The organism is Streptomyces sp. NPDC058796 (assembly GCF_042745235.1).
GTDB lineage: Bacteria > Actinomycetota > Actinomycetes > Streptomycetales > Streptomycetaceae > Streptomyces.
Window position 1 is genome coordinate 317,382 of record NZ_JBHYOP010000004.1, and the last position, 19,555, is coordinate 336,936.

A 19,555-nucleotide genomic window follows, 5' to 3' on the forward strand; every position below is an offset into this window, starting at 1 on the left:
AAACGGGTTCAGTATGAACGTATGAGCCCCTGATCGCTATCTCCGCGCGTAGACCCCGGGTGGCGGCGCCCCCTCGGACCGCGGCCGGGCGCCTCGTAAGCTGTACGCATGACGAAGTGGACACCCACGCACGAGGCACCGGAGCCCCTGGAGGGCCCCGTGGTTCCGACCATCGTCGGCGGCACCGTCCTGTGGTTCGTCCTCTTCCTGGTGCAGCTGCCCTTCTACGGCTGGTTCGACGACCACGGGCACACCTGGTGGGTGTGGACCTGCCTGGCCGGCGCCGGCCTCGGCCTGATCGGCATCTGGTACGTGCGCAAGCGCGACGCGGCCCTCAAGCGGGCGGCACGGGACGCCGGCTGACGCCCGTGCCCGGACTGCGACGCCTGCGCGCCGACCACGCGCCCGCCCTGCTCGCCTTCGAGCGGGAGAACCGGGCCTGGTTCGCCGCCTCCGTACCCGACCGGGGCGACGACTGGTTCGCCGACTTCAACGAACGGCTCCGCGCCCTGCTGGCCGAGCAGGAGGCCGGTGTCTGCCACTTCCACGTGCTGGTCGGTACCGACGGCGGGATACTCGGCCGGGTCAACCTCGTGGACGTCGAGCAGGGCGTCGCCGACCTCGGCTACCGGATCGCCGAACGGGCCGCCGGGCAGGGCCTGGCCACCAGGGCCGTGCGGGAGGTGTGCGCCCTCGCCGCCCGGAGCTACGGACTGACCGCGCTGCGGGCGGCCGCCACCGTCGACAACGCCGCCTCGCGGGCCGTGCTCACCCGCACCGGCTTCGTCCACACCGGCGAGACGCGGCTCGACGGGCGCGCCGGGCTGACCTTCCGGCGCGATCTGGGCGACCTGCGTGGTGCCGCCCACACCCCGTAGTACCAGGGCATCATCCGTCCCCGCCTCCCGTCATCCCCAGGTCGGAACTTCCACGCATTCGGCGGGTGACGCCCCAAAACCGCACGTACCGTCGAATGCATGACGCATCTCGACGCGGACGACCGACTCGACTCCGCGCACCCCGTTCACCCCCCGACCCCGGCGACCGGCCTGACGGCGGCCGGGGTCGCCGAACGGGTGGCGCGCGGCCAGGTCAACGACGTGCCCGTACGCAGCAGCCGCTCGCTGACCGACATCGTCCGCGCCAACGTCTTCACCCGCTTCAACGCGATCATCGGTGTGCTCTGGGTGATCATGCTGATCGTCGCCCCGATCCAGGACAGCCTGTTCGGCTTCGTGATCCTCGCCAACACCGGTATCGGCATCGTCCAGGAGTGGCGGGCGAAGAAGACCCTGGACTCGCTGGCCCTGATCGGCGAGGTCCGGCCCACCGTGCGCCGGGACGGGACGGCCTCCGCCGTCAGCACCTCCGAGATCGTGCTGGACGACGTGATCGAGATCGGGCCGGGGGACAAGGTCGTCGTCGACGGGGTGTGCGTCGAGTCGGACGGGCTGGAGATCGACGAGTCGCTGCTGACCGGCGAGGCCGACCCGGTCGTCAAGCGGCCCGGGGACCAGGTCATGTCCGGCAGCTTCGTGGTGGCGGGCGGCGGCGCCTTCCAGGCGACCAAGGTCGGCCGCGAGGCGTACGCCGCCCAGCTCGCCGAGGAGGCCTCCCGCTTCACCCTGGTCCAGTCCGAGCTGCGCTCCGGCATCTCCACGATCCTGAAGTACGTCACCTGGATGATGGTCCCGACCGCGCTCGGCCTGATCCTCAGCCAGCTGCTCGCCAAGGACAACGAGCTGGACGACTCCGTCGCCCGGACCGTCGGCGGCATCGTGCCCATGGTCCCGGAGGGCCTGGTCCTGCTGACCTCCGTCGCCTTCGCGATCGGCGTCATCCGCCTCGGCCGCAAGCAGTGCCTCGTCCAGGAGCTGCCCGCCATCGAGGGCCTGGCCCGCGTCGACACGGTCTGCCTCGACAAGACCGGCACCCTCACCGAGGGCGGCATGGACGTCACCGAACTGCGCCCGCTCGACGGCGCCGACGAGGCGTACGTCCGTACGGTGCTCGGCGCCCTCGGCGAGTCCGACCCCCGCCCGAACGCGTCCCTCCAGGCCGTGATCGCGGCATACCCGGCCCCCGAGGACTGGCGCTGCACCGAGTCGCTGCCCTTCTCCTCCGCCCGCAAGTACAGCGGCGCCGCCCTCAGTGAGGCCGACGGCGCCACCGGCACGTGGCTGCTGGGCGCGCCCGACGTCCTGCTGGCCGAGGACGCCCCCGCCCTCGCGGAGACGGGGCGGCTCAACGAGCGGGGGCTTCGGGTGCTGCTGCTGGCCCGCGCCCGGCGGGAGCTGGACGACCCCGCGGTGGCCGAGGACGTGACGCCCACGGCCCTGGTCGTCCTGGAGCAGCGGCTGCGCCCGGACGCCGCCGACACCCTGCGCTACTTCGCCGACCAGGACGTCCGCGCCAAGGTCATCTCCGGGGACAACGCGGTGTCGGTCGGCGCGGTGGCCGCGGGACTCGGGCTGTCCGGCGCGACCGTGGACGCGCGCCGGCTGCCCGTCGGCCGGGAGGAGATGGCGGGGGCGCTGGACGAGGGCACGGTGTTCGGCCGGGTCACCCCGCAGCAGAAGCGGGACATGGTGGGCGCCCTCCAGTCACGCGGGCACACGGTCGCGATGACCGGCGACGGCGTCAACGACGTCCTCGCGCTCAAGGACGCCGACATCGGCGTGGCGATGGGCTCCGGTTCGGAGGCCGCGCGGGCGGTCGCGCAGATCGTGCTGCTGAACAACAGTTTCGCCACGCTGCCGTCGGTGGTGGCCGAGGGACGCCGCGTCATCGGCAACATCACGCGGGTCGCGACCCTGTTCCTGGTGAAGACCGTGTACTCGGTGCTGCTGGCGATCCTCGTGGTCTGCTCGCAGGTCGAGTACCCGTTCCTGCCCCGGCACCTGACCCTGCTCTCCACGCTCACCATCGGCGTCCCGGCCTTCTTCCTGGCCCTCGCCCCGAACAGGGAACGGGCCAGACCGCACTTCGTCCGGCGCGTGATGCGGTACGCGATCCCGGGCGGCGTGGTGGCGGGTGCGGCGACGTTCGTGACGTACCTCGTCGCCCGGCAGCACTACTCGGGGCCGGGCGCGCTGGACGCGGAGACCAGCGCGGCGACGCTGACGCTGTTCCTGGTGTCGATGTGGGTGCTGGCGATCATCGCCCGGCCGTACACGTGGTGGCGGGTGCTGCTGGTGGCGGCGATGGGGCTGGGTTTCGTGATCGTGCTGGTGGTGCCGTGGTTGCAGGACTTCTTCGCGTTGAAGCTGGTGGGGGTGACGATGCCGTGGACCGCCGTCGGCATCGCGGTTGCCGGCGCGGGTCTGCTGGAGGTGACGTGGCGGTGGGTGGACCGGCGTCTGCCGGTGTGAGGGGTGTCCTCAGAACGTGAACGCTTCGCCCCCAAGTGTCCTCGGAGCGCTCTTCTGAGCGCTCCGAGGACATTCGTACGCCGAGTGTTCGCGTGGGCGGGAGACCCCTAGTCGAACCAGCGGTCCCTGGCCAGCTCCTCCGTGCGCGACTCGTCCTCCAGCAGCGCCGCGACCTCGAAGCGCCGCGGCCACTGCCCCGCCGCCCAGGCCAGCCCCGCCGCCACCCCCTCCAGCGTCGCCGCGTGCAGCGCACCGTCGTCCGTGACCCGCCAGTCGATCTCCACGCCGTCGACGACCAGCTCCTCGTGCTCCACGTACGACGCCGGGGTCCGTGCCCCGAGCAGCACCCGCACCGGCTCCGGTACGTCGTGCTCGGTGCCCTCGGAGTCCACCGCGCCGGTGACGGATTCGCTCAGCCGACGCACCTGGAACAGTTCCGCCAGTTCGGCGGCCCGGGCCGGGCGTACCGGCAGCAGCGGGACGCCGGTCGTGAAGGGCAGCAGGTCGGGCGAGTCGACGACCACGGCGTCGGCGGCGTCCACCACCTCCACCCGCCCGTCGACCACGGCCCGCACCTCGTCCGGCAGGGTGACCTGCTCGGGGTCCAGGTCGGCCAGCGCGCCGTACAGAGCGTGGAGCTGGGCGGCCGTGACGGGCCGTTCGGGGTCGGCGAGGCGGTCCAGCAGCTCGGCCGCGCCGCCGGGCTCGTCGAGCAGGGCGGCCACCGAGGTGCGTACGCCCAGCGCCCGCAGCACCTGCTCGTCCTCGAAGCCGGACGCGTCGGCCTCGTCGTACAGGCCGCGCAGCAGCGGGTCGCCGCCCGCCGCGCGCAGACCGGCCGGGCGGCGTCCGCCGAGCACGGGGTGCCCGCGCAGCCACCACGCGGTGTAGGGCCGTACGACCTCGTGGGTGCCGTCGTGCAGCAGGACGCGCACCGGCTGGACCAGGGCGTCGCGCAGCGGGGGCCGGGACAGCAGGGCGAGGGCCTCGGGCCAGCGGTCGTCGTCGACGAGGTCCAGGTCGCGCACGGCCACGATCTCGGTGGCGACCGGCGGGACGGGGCTGTCGGGGAAGCGGTCGAGGACGTCCTCGCTCCACACGTCCACGGCGTCCAGCAGGCCCGGGTCGTCCGGCTCGGCGAAGTCGCCCTCGCGGGGCTCCAGTTCGTCGGGGTCGAGGACGACGTCGGTGGCGCGGACCAGGGCGAAGGTGACGAGGACGCCGCAGGCGGCCAGCGGCTCCGGGCCCCACTTCTCGGCCAGTTCGGCGTCCACGGCGGCGAGTTCGTCCTCGCGCATGACCCGGGCGAAGGGGCCGTCGGGGTAGACGAGTTCACCGGCCGGGGAGAGTTCGCCGTCCTCGTCGGTCAGGGCGAGGGCGCCGAGCCAGGGTTCGTCGCCGGGTTCGAGACCTGCGTCGCGGACCAGGCCGAGGACGGTGTCGGCCAGTTCGTCGGCGTCGAGGGTGTCCTCCTCCCAGTTGGTGCCGCCCTCGTCGTCGAGGGAGGCGGCGACGGCGGCCCTCACCTGCGGGGTGGTGAGCACGGCGCGCGGGGTGGCCGGGAGGGCGCCGAGCTTCTCCAGGAGCGGGTGGGCGGCGTCCGGGTGGGCGACCTTGAGGCCGAGACGGGTGAGGACCTCCGGGTCGAGGGCGGCGGCGTCCGGGGAGGGCAGCAGCACCTGCCGGGGACCGATGGTCGTACGGCCGTCCGCGAGGGGCACGGGCAGCCCGGACAGCCGGTCGGGGTCGACCCCGGCGAGGCTGTCGTAGAGGCTCCGCCACCACACGGGGGCCTTCTCCAGACCCGCGAGCCGGTCGATCGCGTCGGTCAGCGGCACCCGTGCCACGCCCAGGGTGCGCAGCTCCACGCGGCGCTCCAGACCGGCGGGCAGCAACGTCGGCAGCACTTCGGCGAGGACGCGTACGGTGTCGGCGCCGGCGCCCTCGACCACCTCGGCGTCCCGGGGGCGCAGGGACCCGGGCAGGTCCGGGTCGTCCTCCCGCGGTGCGGCGGCGGGCGGCAGGAAGGCGGTGCGGGGCAGCCGTTCCAGGATCGCCTGGCGCAGCGCGCCGTCCAGTTCGCCCTTGCCCAGCGGTCCGGGCACGAGGTCGACGAGTCCGGCGGAGACCGGGCTCCAGTCGGCGAGCAGACCGGCGTAGGCGTCCGCCGCCCGCTCGGTCAGGAAGTCGGTCAGCGGGCCGCGCGCGGCGTGCCGGCGGGTGGAGTCCAGCGGGTAGGACGCGATGAGCAGGGCGGGCACGCCGAGGGGTTCGTCGCTGGGCGTCGGCGCGTGCAGGACGGGGCCGGTACGGGGGTGTGCGGGGCCGCCGTCGGCGTCCACGGGCACCGCCCAGGTCACCGACCAGTGCGGGCGCAGCCGTTCCTCGACCGGCCGGTCGGCGAGGAGGTCGGGGGTGAGCGGGCCGTGCGCGGCGCAGGTGCGCCAGCGGGTGGTGCCCTCCCGGGAGTCCTCGACGACGGTCAGGGGGCCCTCGGCGCGGCGGGACAGCGCGCGCGTCTCGTCCCCGGCCTCGACCACGACCTCCTCCAGCCCCGGCAGGGCGAGGAGCAGCGCGTCGTCCACGGCGTTCAGGAGCCGTTCGGCGAGGTCGGCGGCGGCCGTGTCGCGCAGCGGGAGGATGACGGCCGTGTCGTAGGGGCTCGGGGCGCTGCCCTCGGCGGGGAACGGCAGCCGCAGCAGCGGGACGTGTCCGTCGCGGCGCCGGATCTCGTCGCCCAGGCCGGGGCTGTGCAGGGCCGTGTCGCCGGCCAGTCCCCGTGCCTCGGCCAGGGACCAGCGCACGCCACCGTGCCGGCCGACGACCGCGGGTTCGTCGGTGACGGCGAGGACGGCGGCGAAACCGACCCCGAACCGGCCGACGGCGCCCTGGCCCGCGTCCCGCTTGGCGGAGGCGCGCAGCGTGGACAGCGACTCGACGCCGGCCGCGTCCAGCGGGGCGCCGGTGTTGGCGGCGACGAGGACGCCGTCGCGCAGGGTGAGCCGGAGCCGTCCGGGCACGCCCGCGCGGGCGGCGGCGTCGGCGGCGTTCTGCGCCAGCTCGACGACGAGCCGGTCGCGGTAGCCGCCGAGGACGAGGTCCTCCTCCGCGTTGGCGTCCTCACGGAACCGGGCCGGACTGGTCGCCCAGGCGTCCAGCACCCCGCGCCGCAGACGTGCCGTACCGAACGGATCGGCGCCCTCGGCGGCAGGCCGCACGAACATGCTCACGGTGACTCTCCTCATCGACGGACCACGAAGGTACCGCCGCGAGCCACGACACACCTCATCCGCTCACCCGTGGACGCGGCCCGCGCCGCAGCTACGAGTGCCCGAGATCCGCCGCCTCGTCCTCGGCCACGGACACCGACCCGGAGTCCGCCGCCGGCCGCAGCGGAAACGGGTCGACCCGTGTCTCGTCGATCACCGGCGGAGCCACCCGCGGCGGCTTCGGCATCACCGCCGCCTCCGAGTGCCCGCCGCACCCGTAGGCCAGCGACACGACCCGCCCGTCGGCCGGGGAGAACTCGTTGGCGCACACCCCGAAGGCCTGCCCCAGCGAGCCGCCGATGCGGGCGAGGAAGCCGCAGCTCACGCAGGCCGCGGGGGCCGCCTGGGCCATCGGGGTCTTCGGCCCGAAGGCCTCCTCCCAGCGGTCGGCGGCGACGTGCAGCCCGTACCGGGACAGCACCCGGGAGCGGCGCAGGCCCAGTTCCTCGGCGACCGCGGAGATCGTGCCGCGGGCCGGGACGGCCGACAGTTCGGCGGGCGGTCCGGCGGTCAGCTCCGCGTCCTCCGCCTCCACCAGGTCGGCCATCTCGTGGGAGACGGCGGAGTTCGGCGGCGGCTCGTCCTCACCGGTCCAGCCGGGCTCCAGCCTCAGGTCGTCCGCGTCGGTGGGCAGCAGGTCGCCGGGGCCCATGTCGCCGGGGCGCAGCCGCTCGCTCCACGGCACCCACTCGGGGGCGAGGAGGGCGTCCGGTCCGGGCAGCAGCACCGCCTCGTCCACCGTGACGATCTTGGCGCGCGAGGCGCGGGCGACGGTGACGGCCCAGCGCCAGCCGCGGTAGCCGAGCTCCTTGCAGGCGAAGTAGTGGGTGACGACCCGGTCGCCCTCCGACACCATCCCCTCGTGCTCGCCGACGACGCCGGGGGCGGCGGCCTCCTCGGCTGCGGCGCGGGCGAGGTCGACGGCCTCGGCGCACAGGCGGTCAGGGGTGCGGCTTCGCGTTGTCGCTGCGCTCACAGGTATCGCTTCTCTCCATACGCCGTCTCACGAGTGCGCCACTGCCTGCGAGGGGCGGACGGAGCGGACCTGTGGACCGCGTCGACGTCCGCGCCCGATCGCGCTCGGGCGCACCTACGTCATCCATTCTGCGGGATGGCCGTACGGCGCGCGGCCGAGAGCGTTCGCCACGGCGCGCTACGCACGCTACCTGCTCATGTGCGCTGGGCCTACACCGACGGCAGCTTCGGCGGGGTACGGCCGCCCGATCCCCGGTGCTCCCGGCCCGCCCGCGGGACCGGCGTCGCCCGACTCGATGGCCGCCATACGTGCCGTATGGACGCTACAGCCCCGGCTCTCGGGGCACTATGACGGGGTGGCAGCCGCACGGACGGAGTTCAAGGGCGGGAGCCGGGGGCGCGGTCCCGGCTCCCGGTTCCGTGCGGTCGGGCGGGCGCTGCGCCTGCCGGTGACCGGAACGGCGCGCGGCATCCGCAAGGCGACGCACGCGCACGGCGCCGGCGAGTCCGGCCTCGGCAAGCTGATCGAACTGCACGGCGTGAACGGCGCCGGCGACGTGATGATCACCGTCGCCCTCGCCTCCACCGTCTTCTTCTCCGTGCCGACCGACGAGGCGCGCGGGCGGGTCGCGCTCTACCTGGCCATCACCATGGCCCCGTTCACGCTCCTCGCCCCGGTGATCGGCCCGCTCCTGGACCGCCTGCCGCACGGCCGGCGCGCGGCGATGGCGGCCGCGATGGGCGCGCGGGCGCTGCTCGCGCTGGTGCTGTCCGGGGCGGTGATCGGCGGCAGCATCGAGATGTATCCGGCGGCGCTCGGCGTGCTGGTCGCCTCGAAGGCGTACGGCGTGGTCAGAAGTGCGGTGGTGCCGCGGCTGCTGCCGCCGCGGTTCTCCCTGGTGAAGGCGAACTCGAGAGTGACCCTGTGCGGGCTGCTCGCCACCGGCGTGGCCGCGCCGATCGCGGCGGGACTGCAGGCGATCGGACCGCGCTGGCCGCTGTACGGCGCCTTCGTGATCTTCGTGGCGGGGACGGTGCTGTCCTTCACGCTGCCGCCGAAGGTGGACTCGGCACGGGGCGAGGACCGGGCGCTGCTCGCCGCCGACGAACGGCACCTGCACGGCCCGCACCGCAAGCCCGTCAAACGTCCCGGGCTTCGCACGGTGGGCCCGGCGGTGACGCACGCGCTGGCCGCCAACGCGGCGATCCGCTGCCTGTCCGGGTTCCTGATCTTCTTCCTGGCCTTCCTGCTGCGGGTGCATCCGCTGTCCGGGCAGAGCGCGGCCGTGTCGCTGGGCATCGTGGGCGTCGCGGCGGGCGCGGGCAACGCGCTGGGCACGGCGGTCGGGGCGTGGCTGCGCTCGCGGGCGCCGGAGATCATCATCGTGACCGTCGTCGCCGTGGTGCTGGGCGCCGGGATCACGGCGGCGGTGTTCTTCAGCACCGTGCTGGTCGCGTGCCTGGCGGCGGTCGCCGGGTTCGCGCAGGCACTGGCCAAGCTGTCGCTGGACGCGCTGATCCAGCGGGACGTCCCGGAGCAGGTGCGCACCTCGGCGTTCGCGCGCTCGGAGACGCTGCTCCAGGTCTCCTGGGTGCTGGGCGGCGCGGTCGGCATCGTGCTGCCGCTCAACGGCACGTTGGGCCTCGCGGTGGCGGCGGCGATCGTCGCCGCCGGGTGGCTGACGACCGTACGGGGGCTGATCGACTCGGCCCGGCACAAGGGAGCGGGCCGGCCGAGGGTGGCGTGACGCGAGACCTGACCGGGGTGGCACGACCCGGGTGGCGTGATCACGCCACGCCGTACCCAGGTGGGGGGCGGGCCGGGGGCGCCGTATAGCCTTCGCACCATGACCACGTTGCAATCCGCTGTGCGACGCCGCCGCGCCGTCGCCGCCGCCGGCGCCGTATCCGCCGGACTGCTCCTGCTGTCCGCCTGCGACCAGCCGACGCCCATGGCCACGGTCACGGTCGGCAGTGACTCGGTCAGCTCCGAGGCCACCTGTGGCGGCGAGGGCAAGACCCTGGAGACCGCCGAGATCCAGAAGTGCCTGGAGAAGGACGACGTCGAGTCCATCTCGGTCAACCCCGACGAGACCGTGCGCTTCGGTGTGGACCCGGAGATCGCGGACCAGCGCTGGACGATCCTGATGAACGGTCAGCAGCTGATCAACGACACGTCCAACACCTACCGCACGGTTCCGGCCAGCGTGTTCTTCAACGCCCAGTACGGCGCCCAGGGCGACTCGACGCTCGTCACCCTCAAGGTCGGCGACGGCAAGGTCGACAGCGAGGAGGCCACCGGTCTGTGGTCCTTCCGGCTGAAGAAGGACGACTGACCACGTCCTCCGTACGCGTCCTCGTGGCCACCGCGGTCCCCGTCGAACGGGACGCGGTGGCCCGGGCGTTCCCGGGGGCCGGCACGGAGGTGCCCCGCCCCGGGGCCACCCTGCACCGGCCGCCGCACGGCCCGGACCTCCTCGCGGCCGGCGTCGGCCCCGCCCTCGCCGCCGCCTCCACCGCCGCCGCCCTGACCGCTGCGGCCCTCGACGGCGCCCCCTACGCCCTGGTCGTCTCGGCCGGCATCGGCGGCGGCTTCGCGCCCCAGGCGCCCGTCGGCTCCCTCGTCGTCGCCGACGAGATCACCGCCGCCGACCTGGGCGCCGAGACCGCCGACGGATTCCTGCCGGTGACCGAACTCGGCTTCGGCACCGTCACCCACTTCCCGCCCGCCGGCCTCGTCGCCGCCGTCGCCGCCGCGACCGGTGCCCGCGCCGGCACCGTCCTGACCGGGTCCACCGTCACCGGCACCGCCGAACGCGCCGCGCTGCTGCGCGCCCGCCACCCGCGCGCCCTGGCCGAGGCGATGGAGGGCTTCGGCGTCGCCGAGGCCGCCGCCGCGCACGGCGTGCCCGTGCTGGAGCTGCGCGCGGTGTCCAACCCGGTCGGCCCGCGCGACCGCGCCGCCTGGCGCATCGGCGACGCGCTGGCGGCCCTGACGGACGCCTTCGGGAAGCTCGCCCCCGTCCTCACGAGTTGGAACCCACATGACGACTGAGACCGTGCCCGCCGAGCCGACCGGGCCCTTGCGGATCGCGTACTCCCCCTGCCCGAACGACACCTTCGTCTTCGACGCCCTCGCCCACGGCCGCGTCCCGGGCGCCCCCGCCCTCGACGTGACCTTCGCGGACATCGACATCACCAACGGCATGGCCGAGCGCGGCGAGTTCGACGTGCTGAAGGTGTCCTACGCCGTACTGCCGTACGTCCTCGGCGAGTACGCCCTGCTGCCCTGCGGCGGCGCGCTGGGCCGGGGCTGCGGGCCGCTGGTGCTGACGCGGAACGCGGACGCGGACCTGAGGGGCCGCACGGTCGCCGTGCCGAGCGAGACCTCCACCGCCTACCTGCTCTTCCGCCTGTGGGCGGCCGACACCGTGCCCGGCGGGGTCGGCGAGATCGTGGTCATGCCGTTCCACGAGATCATGCCGGCCGTGCGGGACGGGAAGATCGACGCGGGACTCGTGATCCACGAGGCGCGCTTCACGTACCGGAACTACGGGCTGCACAAGCTCGCCGACATGGGCGAGCACTGGGAGCGGACCACCGGGCTGCCGATCCCGCTCGGCGCGATCATCGCCAAGCGGTCGCTGGGCGAGGCGGCGCTGACCCGGCTGGCCGACTCCGTGCGCGCCTCGGTCCGCGCGGCCTGGGACGACCCTGAGGCGTCCCGGCCGTACGTCATGGAGCACGCGCAGGAGATGGACCCGGCCGTCGCCGACCAGCACATCGGGCTGTACGTCAACGAGTTCACGGCCGACCTCGGCGAGGACGGCTACGCGGCGGTCCGGGGTCTGCTGACCCGCGCGGCGGCCGAGGGACTGGTACCGGCCCTCGGCCCGGACGCGCTGGCGTTCCCGTAGCGGCGTGGCGGTCAGACGTCGAGCTGGTCGGCGACCGCGCGCAGCAGACCGGCGATCTTCTTGCCGGCGGTCTTGTCGGGGTAGCGGCCGCGCTCCAGCATCGGGGTGATGTTCTCCAGGAGCGTCGTCAGGTCCTGGACGATCGACGCCAGCTCGTCGGGCTTCTTGCGCTGGGCGGCCGCGACCGACGGGGCCGGGTCCAGCAGGGTGAGGGAGAGTGCCTGGTCGCCGCGCTGCCCGGCGACCACACCGAACTCGACTCGCTGCCCCGGCTTCAGTGCCTCGACTCCGGCGGGGAGGACCGAGGAATGCACGAAGACGTCGCCGCCGTCGTCGCGGGAGAGGAAGCCGAAGCCCTTCTCGCTGTTGAACCACTTGACCTTGCCGGTAGGCACGTCTGTCCTCGTCCTCGTACTCGTCGGAAAAACTGCTCGGAAACGGCTCTTGATAGCACTTGGGCGGGTCCTCCGACCCGCCGGTACCCAGGCTAATGCTCTTCCAGCCGGTGACAAGACGTCCCCCGGCTGTTCCTCAGGGCTGGGAACTACCCTGGTCGGGTGCGTGACAAAACCCGAACGAATTCCGCCGCGCCCGGTGACCGACTGATCCGCGCCGGTGCGATCGTCTTCTTCGTCGGCACCGTGGCCACTCTGGTCACGGTGGCCCCGCTGCTGCTGGGCACGACGCCCTTTCCCACCTACATGTTCGTGCTGAGCATGCTGATGGGGGTCGGCTTCCTCATCGCCGGGGCGGGTGTCTTCCAGTCGATCGCGGCGGGCCGGCGTCAGGCCCGCGCGGCGTCCACCCCGCCGGAGCCGGCGCCGCAGTAGTCCGCGAGCCACTCCGGGAACTCGGTCAGGTCACCGAGGACCACGTCGGCGCCGGCCTCCCGCAGCTCCTCGGCACCGCACGGGCCGCTGGCCACCGCCACGGAGCGGGCTCCGGCGGCACGGGCGCCGCGCACGTCGCCGAGGTGGTCGCCGACGTACACGTCCGCGGCGTGCTCGCGCAGGGCGACGGCCTTCTGCTCGGCCCACAGGTCGCCGATCACGGCGTCCGGCTCTATGCCCAGGTGGGCCAGGTGCAGCTTGGCGTTGGGCTCGTACTTGGCGGTGACGACGATCGCCCGCCCGCCCGCCTCGCGCACGGCGGCGACGGCTTCGCGGGCGCCGGGCAGCGCGGGCGTGGCGGCGACGGCGTACGTCGGGTACATCTCCCGGTACAGGTCGGCGACGGCCTCGATCTCCTCGGCCGGAAACCAGTGCGCCAGCTCCTCCACCAGCGGCGGCCCGAGCCGCGTGACGGCCAGGTCGGCGTCGACGTACGTCCCGGTCCGCTCGGTCAGCGCCACGTAGCAGGCGCGGATGCCGGGGCGCGAGTCGATCAGCGTCATGTCGAGGTCGAAGCCGACGGTGGGCGCGGACGCGGGGCGGGTGGTGGAGGCCATGGGCTCCATTGTGCCGGGCGGACGGTGGCGGGGCGGGATTCGGGGGACGGGGCCAGGGTCCGGGGTCCTCGGCCGGGCCCGAGGCCCGAGGCCAGGCCTGGGATCAGGTCCGAGGCCGAGGCCGAGCCGGGCTCCAGGGGCGGAGCCCCGGTCAGCCCCGTGGCCGGCGGGCTCGCCACAGGAGGTACAGGGCCGTGGCCACGGCCGCGGTGCGCAGGACCCAGGGCCAGGTCTCGGTGACCGCCTCGTTCATGTGGCCCTCGGCGATGGGGTCGCCCCAGCGGCCCTCCGTGCGGCCCCACAGCCAGACGACACCGGCGGCGGCGACCGTGCCGGGCAGGCCGAGTACCGCCCACTTCGACTGGGCGGGGGTGAGGCGCCGGGAGAGGTAGGCGATCAGCCAGCCCAGGCCGAGCGGGACCAGGCTGCCCATGACGGCGCCGCCGATCAGCAGGGCGGCGGCCAGGAGCAGCAGCGGGTTGTTCCAGCCGCCCTCGGGCCACAGGCGGGGCAGACTGCGGCGACGGGACGCCGCAGCCTGCGCGGCGGCCGGCTCGGCGGCCTCCCCCACCGCCCCGGCCGCTTCGGCCTTCTCGGCGGCCCGCCGCTCCCGTTCCTTCCGCTCGGCCTCGTCCCGCTCCGTCGGCGGTGGCTTGAGCAGGTCCGGGATCTCCACCCCGCCGACGAACCCGGGCACCTGGTCGCCGATGCCCCCGTACGGGCCGCTGTCCACCCGCCACCAGTCGCGCTGGGCCGCGCTGTCGCCCAGCTCGTGGGCGCCCGCCAGGTGCGGCGGGGAGGCGGCGGACGCCGGGGAGGGGGCTGGGGCGGCCTCGGGTGCGGCGGGACGGGGGACGGCGCGGCGCAGGCCCCTGCGCTTCTCCTTCTCGCGCGGCCCGCCGTCCGGCTGTTCGGGCACGGCGGTCGGCGGCGGCACCGGCGGGCGGCGGACACCGCTCGCGCCGCCCGCCGCGTCCACGACGTCGTCGGGGCTGCCGAGCCGGTCCAGGATGCGGCGGACGGCGGCGGGACTGTCCACGACCGCCTTCGCCCGGCTCTTGTCGATCTCACCCCGCAGCTCGGACACCAGCCGCATGCGGGTGGCCGACGGCAGCTGCCGCTGCTGGGCCACGTCGCCGACGCGGCTCAGATACTCGAAGACGACCTGGTCGCTCTCGATCCCCACGAACCCCTCCGGGCCGGTGTGTTGTGGTGCCCCGTCGGACGACGGTACCCAATCCCCGCCCGCCCGGCGGGTACCCCCGCGCACGTCACCGGCGCACGCACCGCCCCGCCGTCGTACCCACCCGCTACCGTGGGCCGGATGAGCACCGAGGAGAAGTCCGCGGCCCCCCGCTCCCTCGCGGAGGCGCTCCGCGTCAGGGACGACGTCTCGCTGGCCGCCCTCCTGCGCAGCCGTCCCGACCTCGTCACCCCCGTCCCCACGGACCTCACGCAGCTCGCCACCCGCGCCGGCACCCGCGCCTCGGTCGTACGCGCCCTGGAGCGGCTGGACCGGTTCGCGCTGCAGACGGCCGAGGCGCTGGCCGTGGCGGCGGACCCGGCGCCGTACGAGGAGCTGCTGCGGCTCATGGCCGGTGACGAGGGCGACCCGGCCGTCACCGCCGCCCTGCCCCGGTCCGTGGCGCTGCTGCGCGAGCAGGCGCTGGTGTGGGGCGCCGACGACCGGCTGCGGCTGGTGCGCACCGCCCGCGAGCTGCTCGCGCCGTCCCCGCAGCACCCGTCCCCGACGGGTCTCGGGCCGACCGTGCGGGAGGCGACCGCGGGGATGTCGCCGGGGCGGATCCAGGAGATCCTCACCGCGGCGGGGCTGGCCTCGACCCACGACTCCGTCTCCGCCGTGTCCGCGCTCGGCGAGCTGTTCACCGACCGGGAGCGGATGGCGGCGCTGCTGGCCGCCCTGCCCGGGGAGTCCCGGGAGGTGCTGGAGCGGCTGATGTGGGGCCCGCCGTACGGGCAGGTCACCCACGATCCGGCGGCCCACCTGCGGGCGCTGCTGGACCGGGGCCTGCTGCTGCCGACCGCGCCCGGCACCGTCGTCCTGCCCCGCGAGGTCGCCCTGCACCTGCGCGCGGGGCGGGCGCACCGGACGCCCGAGCCGGTGCCGCCGCCGGTGGAGGCCGCGGCCACGCACCGTCCACAGGTTGTGGACGCCACCGCGGCCGGACAGGCGCTGGCGGCACTGGCCACCGTCGACGAGCTGCTGAAGGAGTGGGACGAGGGCGGCCCGGCGGTGCTGCGGGCCGGCGGGCTGAGCGTGCGCGACCTGAAGCGGACGGCCGTCGCCCTGGACGTGCCCGAGCCGGTGGCCGCCTTCTGGGTGGAACTGGCCTACGCGGCCGGGCTGATCGCCTCCGACGGCGAGGCGGACGAGCGGTACGCGGCGACGCCGGCGTACGACGAGTGGCGCGAGCTGCCGCCGGCCGAGCGGTGGGCGCTGCTGGCCGAGTCGTGGCTGACGGCGACCCGGACGCCGGGCGTGGTCGGCGGGCGGGACGCGAAGGACCGCACGCTCTCGGCGCTGGGCCCGAACCTGGACCGTTCGGCGGCGCCGGAGGTACGGCACCGGGTGCTGGCCCTGCTGGCGGGGCTGCCCGAGGGCGCCTCGCCCGACGAGGAGTCGGTGCTGGCCCGGCTGCGCTGGGAACGCCCCCTGCGCGGGCCCCAGCAGCGGGACGACGACCTGCGCGGCCGGCTCGCCCGGTGGACCCTGTCCGAGGCCGAGCTGCTGGGCGTCACCGGGCGCGGCGCGCTCGCGGCACCCGGCCGGGCGCTGATCGGCGCGCCCGAGCCCGCGCACCACCCGGCGGCGGAGCCCGAGTCCGAGGGCCCCGGCGACAAGCTTCCCGTCCACCACCACCGCACGGCCCCCGTGCCCGCCCCCGCGAACCCCGCCGAGCAGGCCGCAGCCACCGCGGCCGCCGCGCGGCTGCTCGCGCCGCTGCTGCCCGAGCCGCTGGACCACGTGCTGCTCCAGGCCGACCTGACGGCGGTGGCGCCGGGGCCGCTGGAGCGGGAGCTGGCCGACGTGCTGGGGGTGCTCGCGGACGTGGAGTCGAAGGGCGGGGCGACCGTCTACCGGTTCACGCCGGGTTCGGTACGGCGCGCGCTGGACGCCGGGCAGAGCGCCGCCGACCTGCACGCCTTCCTGGCCCGGCACTCCCGCACGCCGGTTCCGCAGCCGCTGACGTACCTGATCGACGACGTGGCCCGGCGGCACGGGCGGCTGCGGGTCGGCGCGGCCTCGGCGTACGTGCGCTGCGACGACGACGCGACGCTGGACGAGATCCTCGCCGACAAGCGGGCCGCCGGCCTGGGCCTGCGCCGTCTCGCGCCGACCGTGCTGGCCGCGCAGGCCGATCCGTCGGCGCTGCTGGAGGGGCTGCGTTCGATGGGGTTCGCGCCGGCCGCGGAGTCCGCCGCCGGTGACGTGCTGATCGCCCGTGCCGACGCCCACCGCACCCCGCCCCGTACCGCGCCCCATCCGGTCCCGGACGGTCCGCCGGTGCCCGACGACACCCTCCTGACGGCCGCGGTGCGCGCCATCCGGGCCGGCGACCTCGCCTCCACGGCCCCGCGCAAGCCGGGCGCCGGAGAGGGCGCGGGCGGCGGCCCGGCTGCGGGCGGCGAGCTGCCCCGCACGAGTGCCGCCGAGACCCTCGCCACCGTGCAGGCGGCGGTGCTGACCGGCGAGGCGCTGTGGATCGGCTACGTGAACGCGGAGGGCGCCGCCAGCCAGCGCGTCATCGCCCCGATCCGGGTGGAGGGCGGCTTCGTGACGGCGTACGACCACACGGCGGACGAGGTGCGCACGTACCCGCTGCACCGGATCACGGGCGTGGCCGAACTGGCCGACGACGCGCCCTGACGCGCCCCTCCGCCGCCCTCGTACGCGCCCCTCTTTCGGGGGTACGGGCCGGATCATGCACGCCACGCCGGGTGATTAGCACCTGAGAGGGAGCTTTTTTCATAATCCGCATCGACTTTTCGGCGGTCGGGCAGCCACCGGGTGTCCTGAACACCGAACCGAAAGGAATCACCCGATGCGTGCCGTTCGTCGAGTCGCCACCGTCCTGACCTCCACCGCCGCGATGGTCGCGGCGTTCGCCGCCGAGGCCGCCGCGGTCGGCATCGACCTGGGTGGAGGCCTGACCCTCTGACCGCTCGCTGAAGTCCGCGTTCACGCCCCCTGACGGCGGGCCGGGTCCCAGCCCCCCGGTCCCGGCCCGCTTCCCCCGGCCTCCCACCTCCCGAAAGGCACGTCATGCGCTCCAAGCTCCCCGATCCGGACCGCGCCGCCCGTTCCGCCGTGGCCGTCTCCGTCGCCGCCCTGATCACCGCCGCCGCACTGTTCGGCGCCCTCGCCCCCAAGGCCGCCGCCCTGCCGCTGCCGCTGCCGGCCACCACTGTGGGGTCCCTGGTCACCGAGGGGGTCACGGTCGAGGGCCCGCTGATCAACAACATCGCTCTGCGGTAGCCCGCCGGGACGATCAGGCACACTGGACTGTTGGCCGAGCCGCTGTCGGCCGTACGCACGCGAAAGGGTGCCGCCCGTGAATGGTCCGCTGATCGTCCAGTCCGACAAGACCCTGCTCCTCGAGGTCGACCACGAGCAGGCCGGCGAATGCCGTCGGGCCATCGCGCCCTTCGCCGAACTGGAGCGGGCGCCGGAGCACATCCACACCTACCGGGTGACCCCGCTGGGCCTGTGGAACGCCCGGGCCGCGGGCCACGACGCCGAGCAGGTCGTCGACGCGCTCGTCGAGCACAGCCGCTACCCGGTGCCGCACGCGTTGCTCGTCGACATCGCCGAGACGATGGACCGCTACGGCCGCCTCACCCTCTCCAAGCACCCGGCGCACGGCCTGGTCCTGACGACCACCGACCGGCCGGTGCTGGAGGAGGTCCTGAAGTCGAAGCGGATCGCGCCGCTGGTGGGCGCCCGCATCGACCCCGACACGGTGGCCGTGCACCCCTCCGAGCGCGGCCAGATCAAGCAGACGCTGCTGAAGCTGGGCTGGCCCGCCGAGGACCTCGCCGGGTACGTCGACGGCGAGGCGCACCCGATCGAGCTGGCCGAGGACGGCTGGGCGCTGCGCCCGTACCAGAAGCAGGCGGTGGAGAACTTCTGGCACGGCGGCAGTGGTGTCGTCGTCCTCCCCTGCGGCGCGGGCAAGACGCTGGTCGGCGCCGGCTCGATGGCGCAGGCGAAGTCGACGACGCTGATCCTGGTCACCAACACGGTCTCCGCCCGGCAGTGGAAGCACGAGCTGGTCAAGCGCACCTCGCTGACCGAGGACGAGATCGGCGAGTACAGCGGCACGAAGAAGGAGATCCGGCCGGTCACCATCGCCACGTACCAGGTGCTGACGACGCGGCGGAAGGGCGTCTACCCGCACCTGGAGCTGTTCGACTCCCGCGACTGGGGGCTGATCGTCTACGACGAGGTGCACCTGCTGCCGGCGCCGGTCTTCAAGTTCACCGCGGACCTCCAGGCCCGCCGCCGCCTCGGTCTGACCGCGACCCTCGTCCGCGAGGACGGCCGCGAGTCGGACGTGTTCTCCCTCATCGGGCCCAAGCGTTTCGACGCGCCCTGGAAGGAGATCGAGGCGCAGGGCTACATCGCGCCCGCCGACTGCGTGGAGGTCCGGGTCAACCTCACCGACTCCGAGCGGCTCGCGTACGCCACCGCCGAGGCGGAGGAGAAGTACCGCTTCTGCGCGACGACCGACACCAAGCGCAAGGTGACGGAGGCGATCGTGCGGCGCTTCGCCGGGCAGCAGATCCTCGTCATCGGCCAGTACATCGACCAGCTCGACGAGCTGGGCGAGCACCTGGGCGCGCCGGTCATCAAGGGCGACACGTCCAACGCCCAGCGGGAGAAGCTCTTCGAGTCCTTCCGGCAGGGCGAGATCAGCGTCCTCGTCGTGTCGAAGGTCGCGAACTTCTCGATCGACCTGCCGGAGGCGACGGTCGCGATCCAGGTGTCGGGCACCTTCGGCTCCCGGCAGGAGGAGGCGCAGCGCCTGGGCCGGGTGCTGCGGCCGAAGGCCGACGGCCACCAGGCGCATTTCTACTCGGTCGTCGCCCGCGACACCCTCGACCAGGACTTCGCCGCCCACCGCCAGCGCTTCCTGGCGGAACAGGGCTACGCCTACCGGATCATGGACGCGGACGAGATCCTGAACTGACCCTCGTACTCGGTCTCAGCGGCGGCGGACGCCGGCCTCCTCGCCGTACTCGCCGAGGATGACGACGTCGAAGGCGGCACCGGCGAACACCCGCACGGCGCGCACGGCGTCGCCGAGCCGGTGCCGGTGGCTGCCGGCCACGGGCGTGGCACCGGACGCGCGGCCCGGTGCCGGGGCGGGGGAGATGGTTGCTGCGCTCATGTCTCCATGGTGCGACTGCCCACCCCCGGCCGGCATCGGTCTGCGGGCCCAATCCCCGGCGTCCCGCGCTACGACCGAGGGGGGAGCGCGTCCCCCGGAGCGGAGTACGCGATCCCCTAGGGGGCGGGAAAACCGTTGGCCCGTATCCCGGCCGCTCCCCTAG

At 74.5% G+C, this 19,555-nt stretch carries 17 protein-coding genes; 11 read left to right on the plus strand and 6 right to left on the minus strand.

The window, feature by feature from the left end; translation table 11 throughout:
* Positions 1-108: 108 nt before the first annotated feature.
* From ACFW47_RS13295 to ACFW47_RS13305, 3 genes are all read left to right on the plus strand, one after another.
* Positions 109-363 carry a DUF2530 domain-containing protein gene (locus ACFW47_RS13295; protein WP_386305853.1) on the plus strand — a complete coding sequence of 85 codons (255 nt, stop codon included), beginning with the start codon at positions 109-111 and terminating at the stop codon, positions 361-363.
* A gap of 5 nt (positions 364-368) precedes the next feature.
* Positions 369-878 (plus strand): GNAT family N-acetyltransferase, encoded by a 510-nt coding sequence (locus ACFW47_RS13300; protein ID WP_386305855.1) that lies wholly within the window; start codon positions 369-371, stop codon positions 876-878.
* A gap of 99 nt (positions 879-977) precedes the next feature.
* Positions 978-3,371: an HAD-IC family P-type ATPase gene (locus tag ACFW47_RS13305; protein WP_386305856.1), complete on the plus strand. Its 2,394-nt coding sequence runs from the start codon at positions 978-980 to the stop codon at positions 3,369-3,371.
* Positions 3,372-3,478: 107 nt separating this feature from the next.
* On the opposite strand, the gene ACFW47_RS13310 is transcribed toward ACFW47_RS13305, so the two are convergent.
* Positions 3,479-6,616, minus strand: a complete 3,138-nt coding sequence (locus ACFW47_RS13310) for a sacsin N-terminal ATP-binding-like domain-containing protein (protein WP_386305858.1) — start codon at positions 6,614-6,616, stop codon at positions 3,479-3,481.
* Between the two features lie 76 nt (positions 6,617-6,692).
* Complete coding sequence (locus tag ACFW47_RS13315) at positions 6,693-7,616, minus strand: DUF3027 domain-containing protein (protein WP_386280730.1); 924 nt, start codon at positions 7,614-7,616, stop codon at positions 6,693-6,695.
* A gap of 355 nt (positions 7,617-7,971) precedes the next feature.
* Between ACFW47_RS13315 and ACFW47_RS13320 the strand changes: the two genes are divergently transcribed.
* The 4 genes from ACFW47_RS13320 to ACFW47_RS13335 all read left to right on the plus strand — a co-directional run bounded on the left by ACFW47_RS13320 (position 7,972) and on the right by ACFW47_RS13335 (position 11,532).
* Entirely contained in the window at positions 7,972-9,363 is a 1,392-nt protein-coding gene (locus ACFW47_RS13320; protein ID WP_386280728.1) for an MFS transporter, read from the plus strand.
* A gap of 120 nt (positions 9,364-9,483) precedes the next feature.
* Positions 9,484-9,951 carry a DUF2771 domain-containing protein gene (locus ACFW47_RS13325; protein WP_386281250.1) on the plus strand — a complete coding sequence of 156 codons (468 nt, stop codon included), beginning with the start codon at positions 9,484-9,486 and terminating at the stop codon, positions 9,949-9,951.
* Entirely contained in the window at positions 9,921-10,670 is a 750-nt protein-coding gene (locus tag ACFW47_RS13330; protein ID WP_386280725.1) for a futalosine hydrolase, read from the plus strand. Before ACFW47_RS13325 ends, ACFW47_RS13330 begins: the two co-directional genes overlap by 31 nt.
* A complete protein-coding gene (locus ACFW47_RS13335; RefSeq protein WP_386280722.1) occupies positions 10,660-11,532 on the plus strand; it encodes a 1,4-dihydroxy-6-naphthoate synthase in 873 nt (290 codons plus the stop codon). Before ACFW47_RS13330 ends, ACFW47_RS13335 begins: the two co-directional genes overlap by 11 nt.
* An 11-nt stretch (positions 11,533-11,543) precedes the next feature.
* On the opposite strand, the gene ACFW47_RS13340 is transcribed toward ACFW47_RS13335, so the two are convergent.
* Positions 11,544-11,927 (minus strand): cold-shock protein, encoded by a 384-nt coding sequence (locus tag ACFW47_RS13340; protein WP_073729623.1) that lies wholly within the window; start codon positions 11,925-11,927, stop codon positions 11,544-11,546.
* Positions 11,928-12,089: 162 nt separating this feature from the next.
* On the opposite strand from ACFW47_RS13340, the gene ACFW47_RS13345 reads away from it, so the two are divergent.
* Positions 12,090-12,362, plus strand: coding sequence for a hypothetical protein (locus tag ACFW47_RS13345; protein WP_386280720.1), 273 nt, complete (start codon positions 12,090-12,092; stop codon positions 12,360-12,362).
* Here ACFW47_RS13345 and ACFW47_RS13350 read toward each other — a convergent pair.
* Complete coding sequence (locus tag ACFW47_RS13350; protein ID WP_386305859.1) at positions 12,317-12,979, minus strand: HAD family hydrolase; 663 nt, start codon at positions 12,977-12,979, stop codon at positions 12,317-12,319. The genes ACFW47_RS13345 and ACFW47_RS13350 overlap by 46 nt on opposite strands.
* A 151-nt stretch (positions 12,980-13,130) precedes the next feature.
* Entirely contained in the window at positions 13,131-14,165 is a 1,035-nt protein-coding gene (locus tag ACFW47_RS13355; RefSeq protein WP_386280716.1) for a hypothetical protein, read from the minus strand.
* A 138-nt stretch (positions 14,166-14,303) separates the two neighbouring features.
* Between ACFW47_RS13355 and ACFW47_RS13360 the strand changes: the two genes are divergently transcribed.
* The 3 genes from ACFW47_RS13360 (at position 14,304) to ACFW47_RS13370 (ending at position 19,191) form a co-directional block, all read left to right on the plus strand.
* Positions 14,304-16,868 (plus strand): helicase-associated domain-containing protein, encoded by a 2,565-nt coding sequence (locus tag ACFW47_RS13360; protein ID WP_386305861.1) that lies wholly within the window; start codon positions 14,304-14,306, stop codon positions 16,866-16,868.
* 396 nt (positions 16,869-17,264) lie between these two features.
* A complete protein-coding gene (locus ACFW47_RS13365; protein WP_386305862.1) occupies positions 17,265-17,477 on the plus strand; it encodes a hypothetical protein in 213 nt (70 codons plus the stop codon).
* Positions 17,478-17,553: 76 nt separating this feature from the next.
* The gene (locus ACFW47_RS13370; RefSeq protein WP_386280710.1) at positions 17,554-19,191 is read left to right on the plus strand and encodes a DNA repair helicase XPB; all 1,638 of its coding nucleotides are present in this window, start codon (positions 17,554-17,556) and stop codon (positions 19,189-19,191) included.
* A 15-nt stretch (positions 19,192-19,206) separates the two neighbouring features.
* On the opposite strand, the gene ACFW47_RS13375 is transcribed toward ACFW47_RS13370, so the two are convergent.
* Positions 19,207-19,392: a hypothetical protein gene (locus ACFW47_RS13375; protein WP_007390268.1), complete on the minus strand. Its 186-nt coding sequence runs from the start codon at positions 19,390-19,392 to the stop codon at positions 19,207-19,209.
* Positions 19,393-19,555 lie beyond the last annotated feature (163 nt).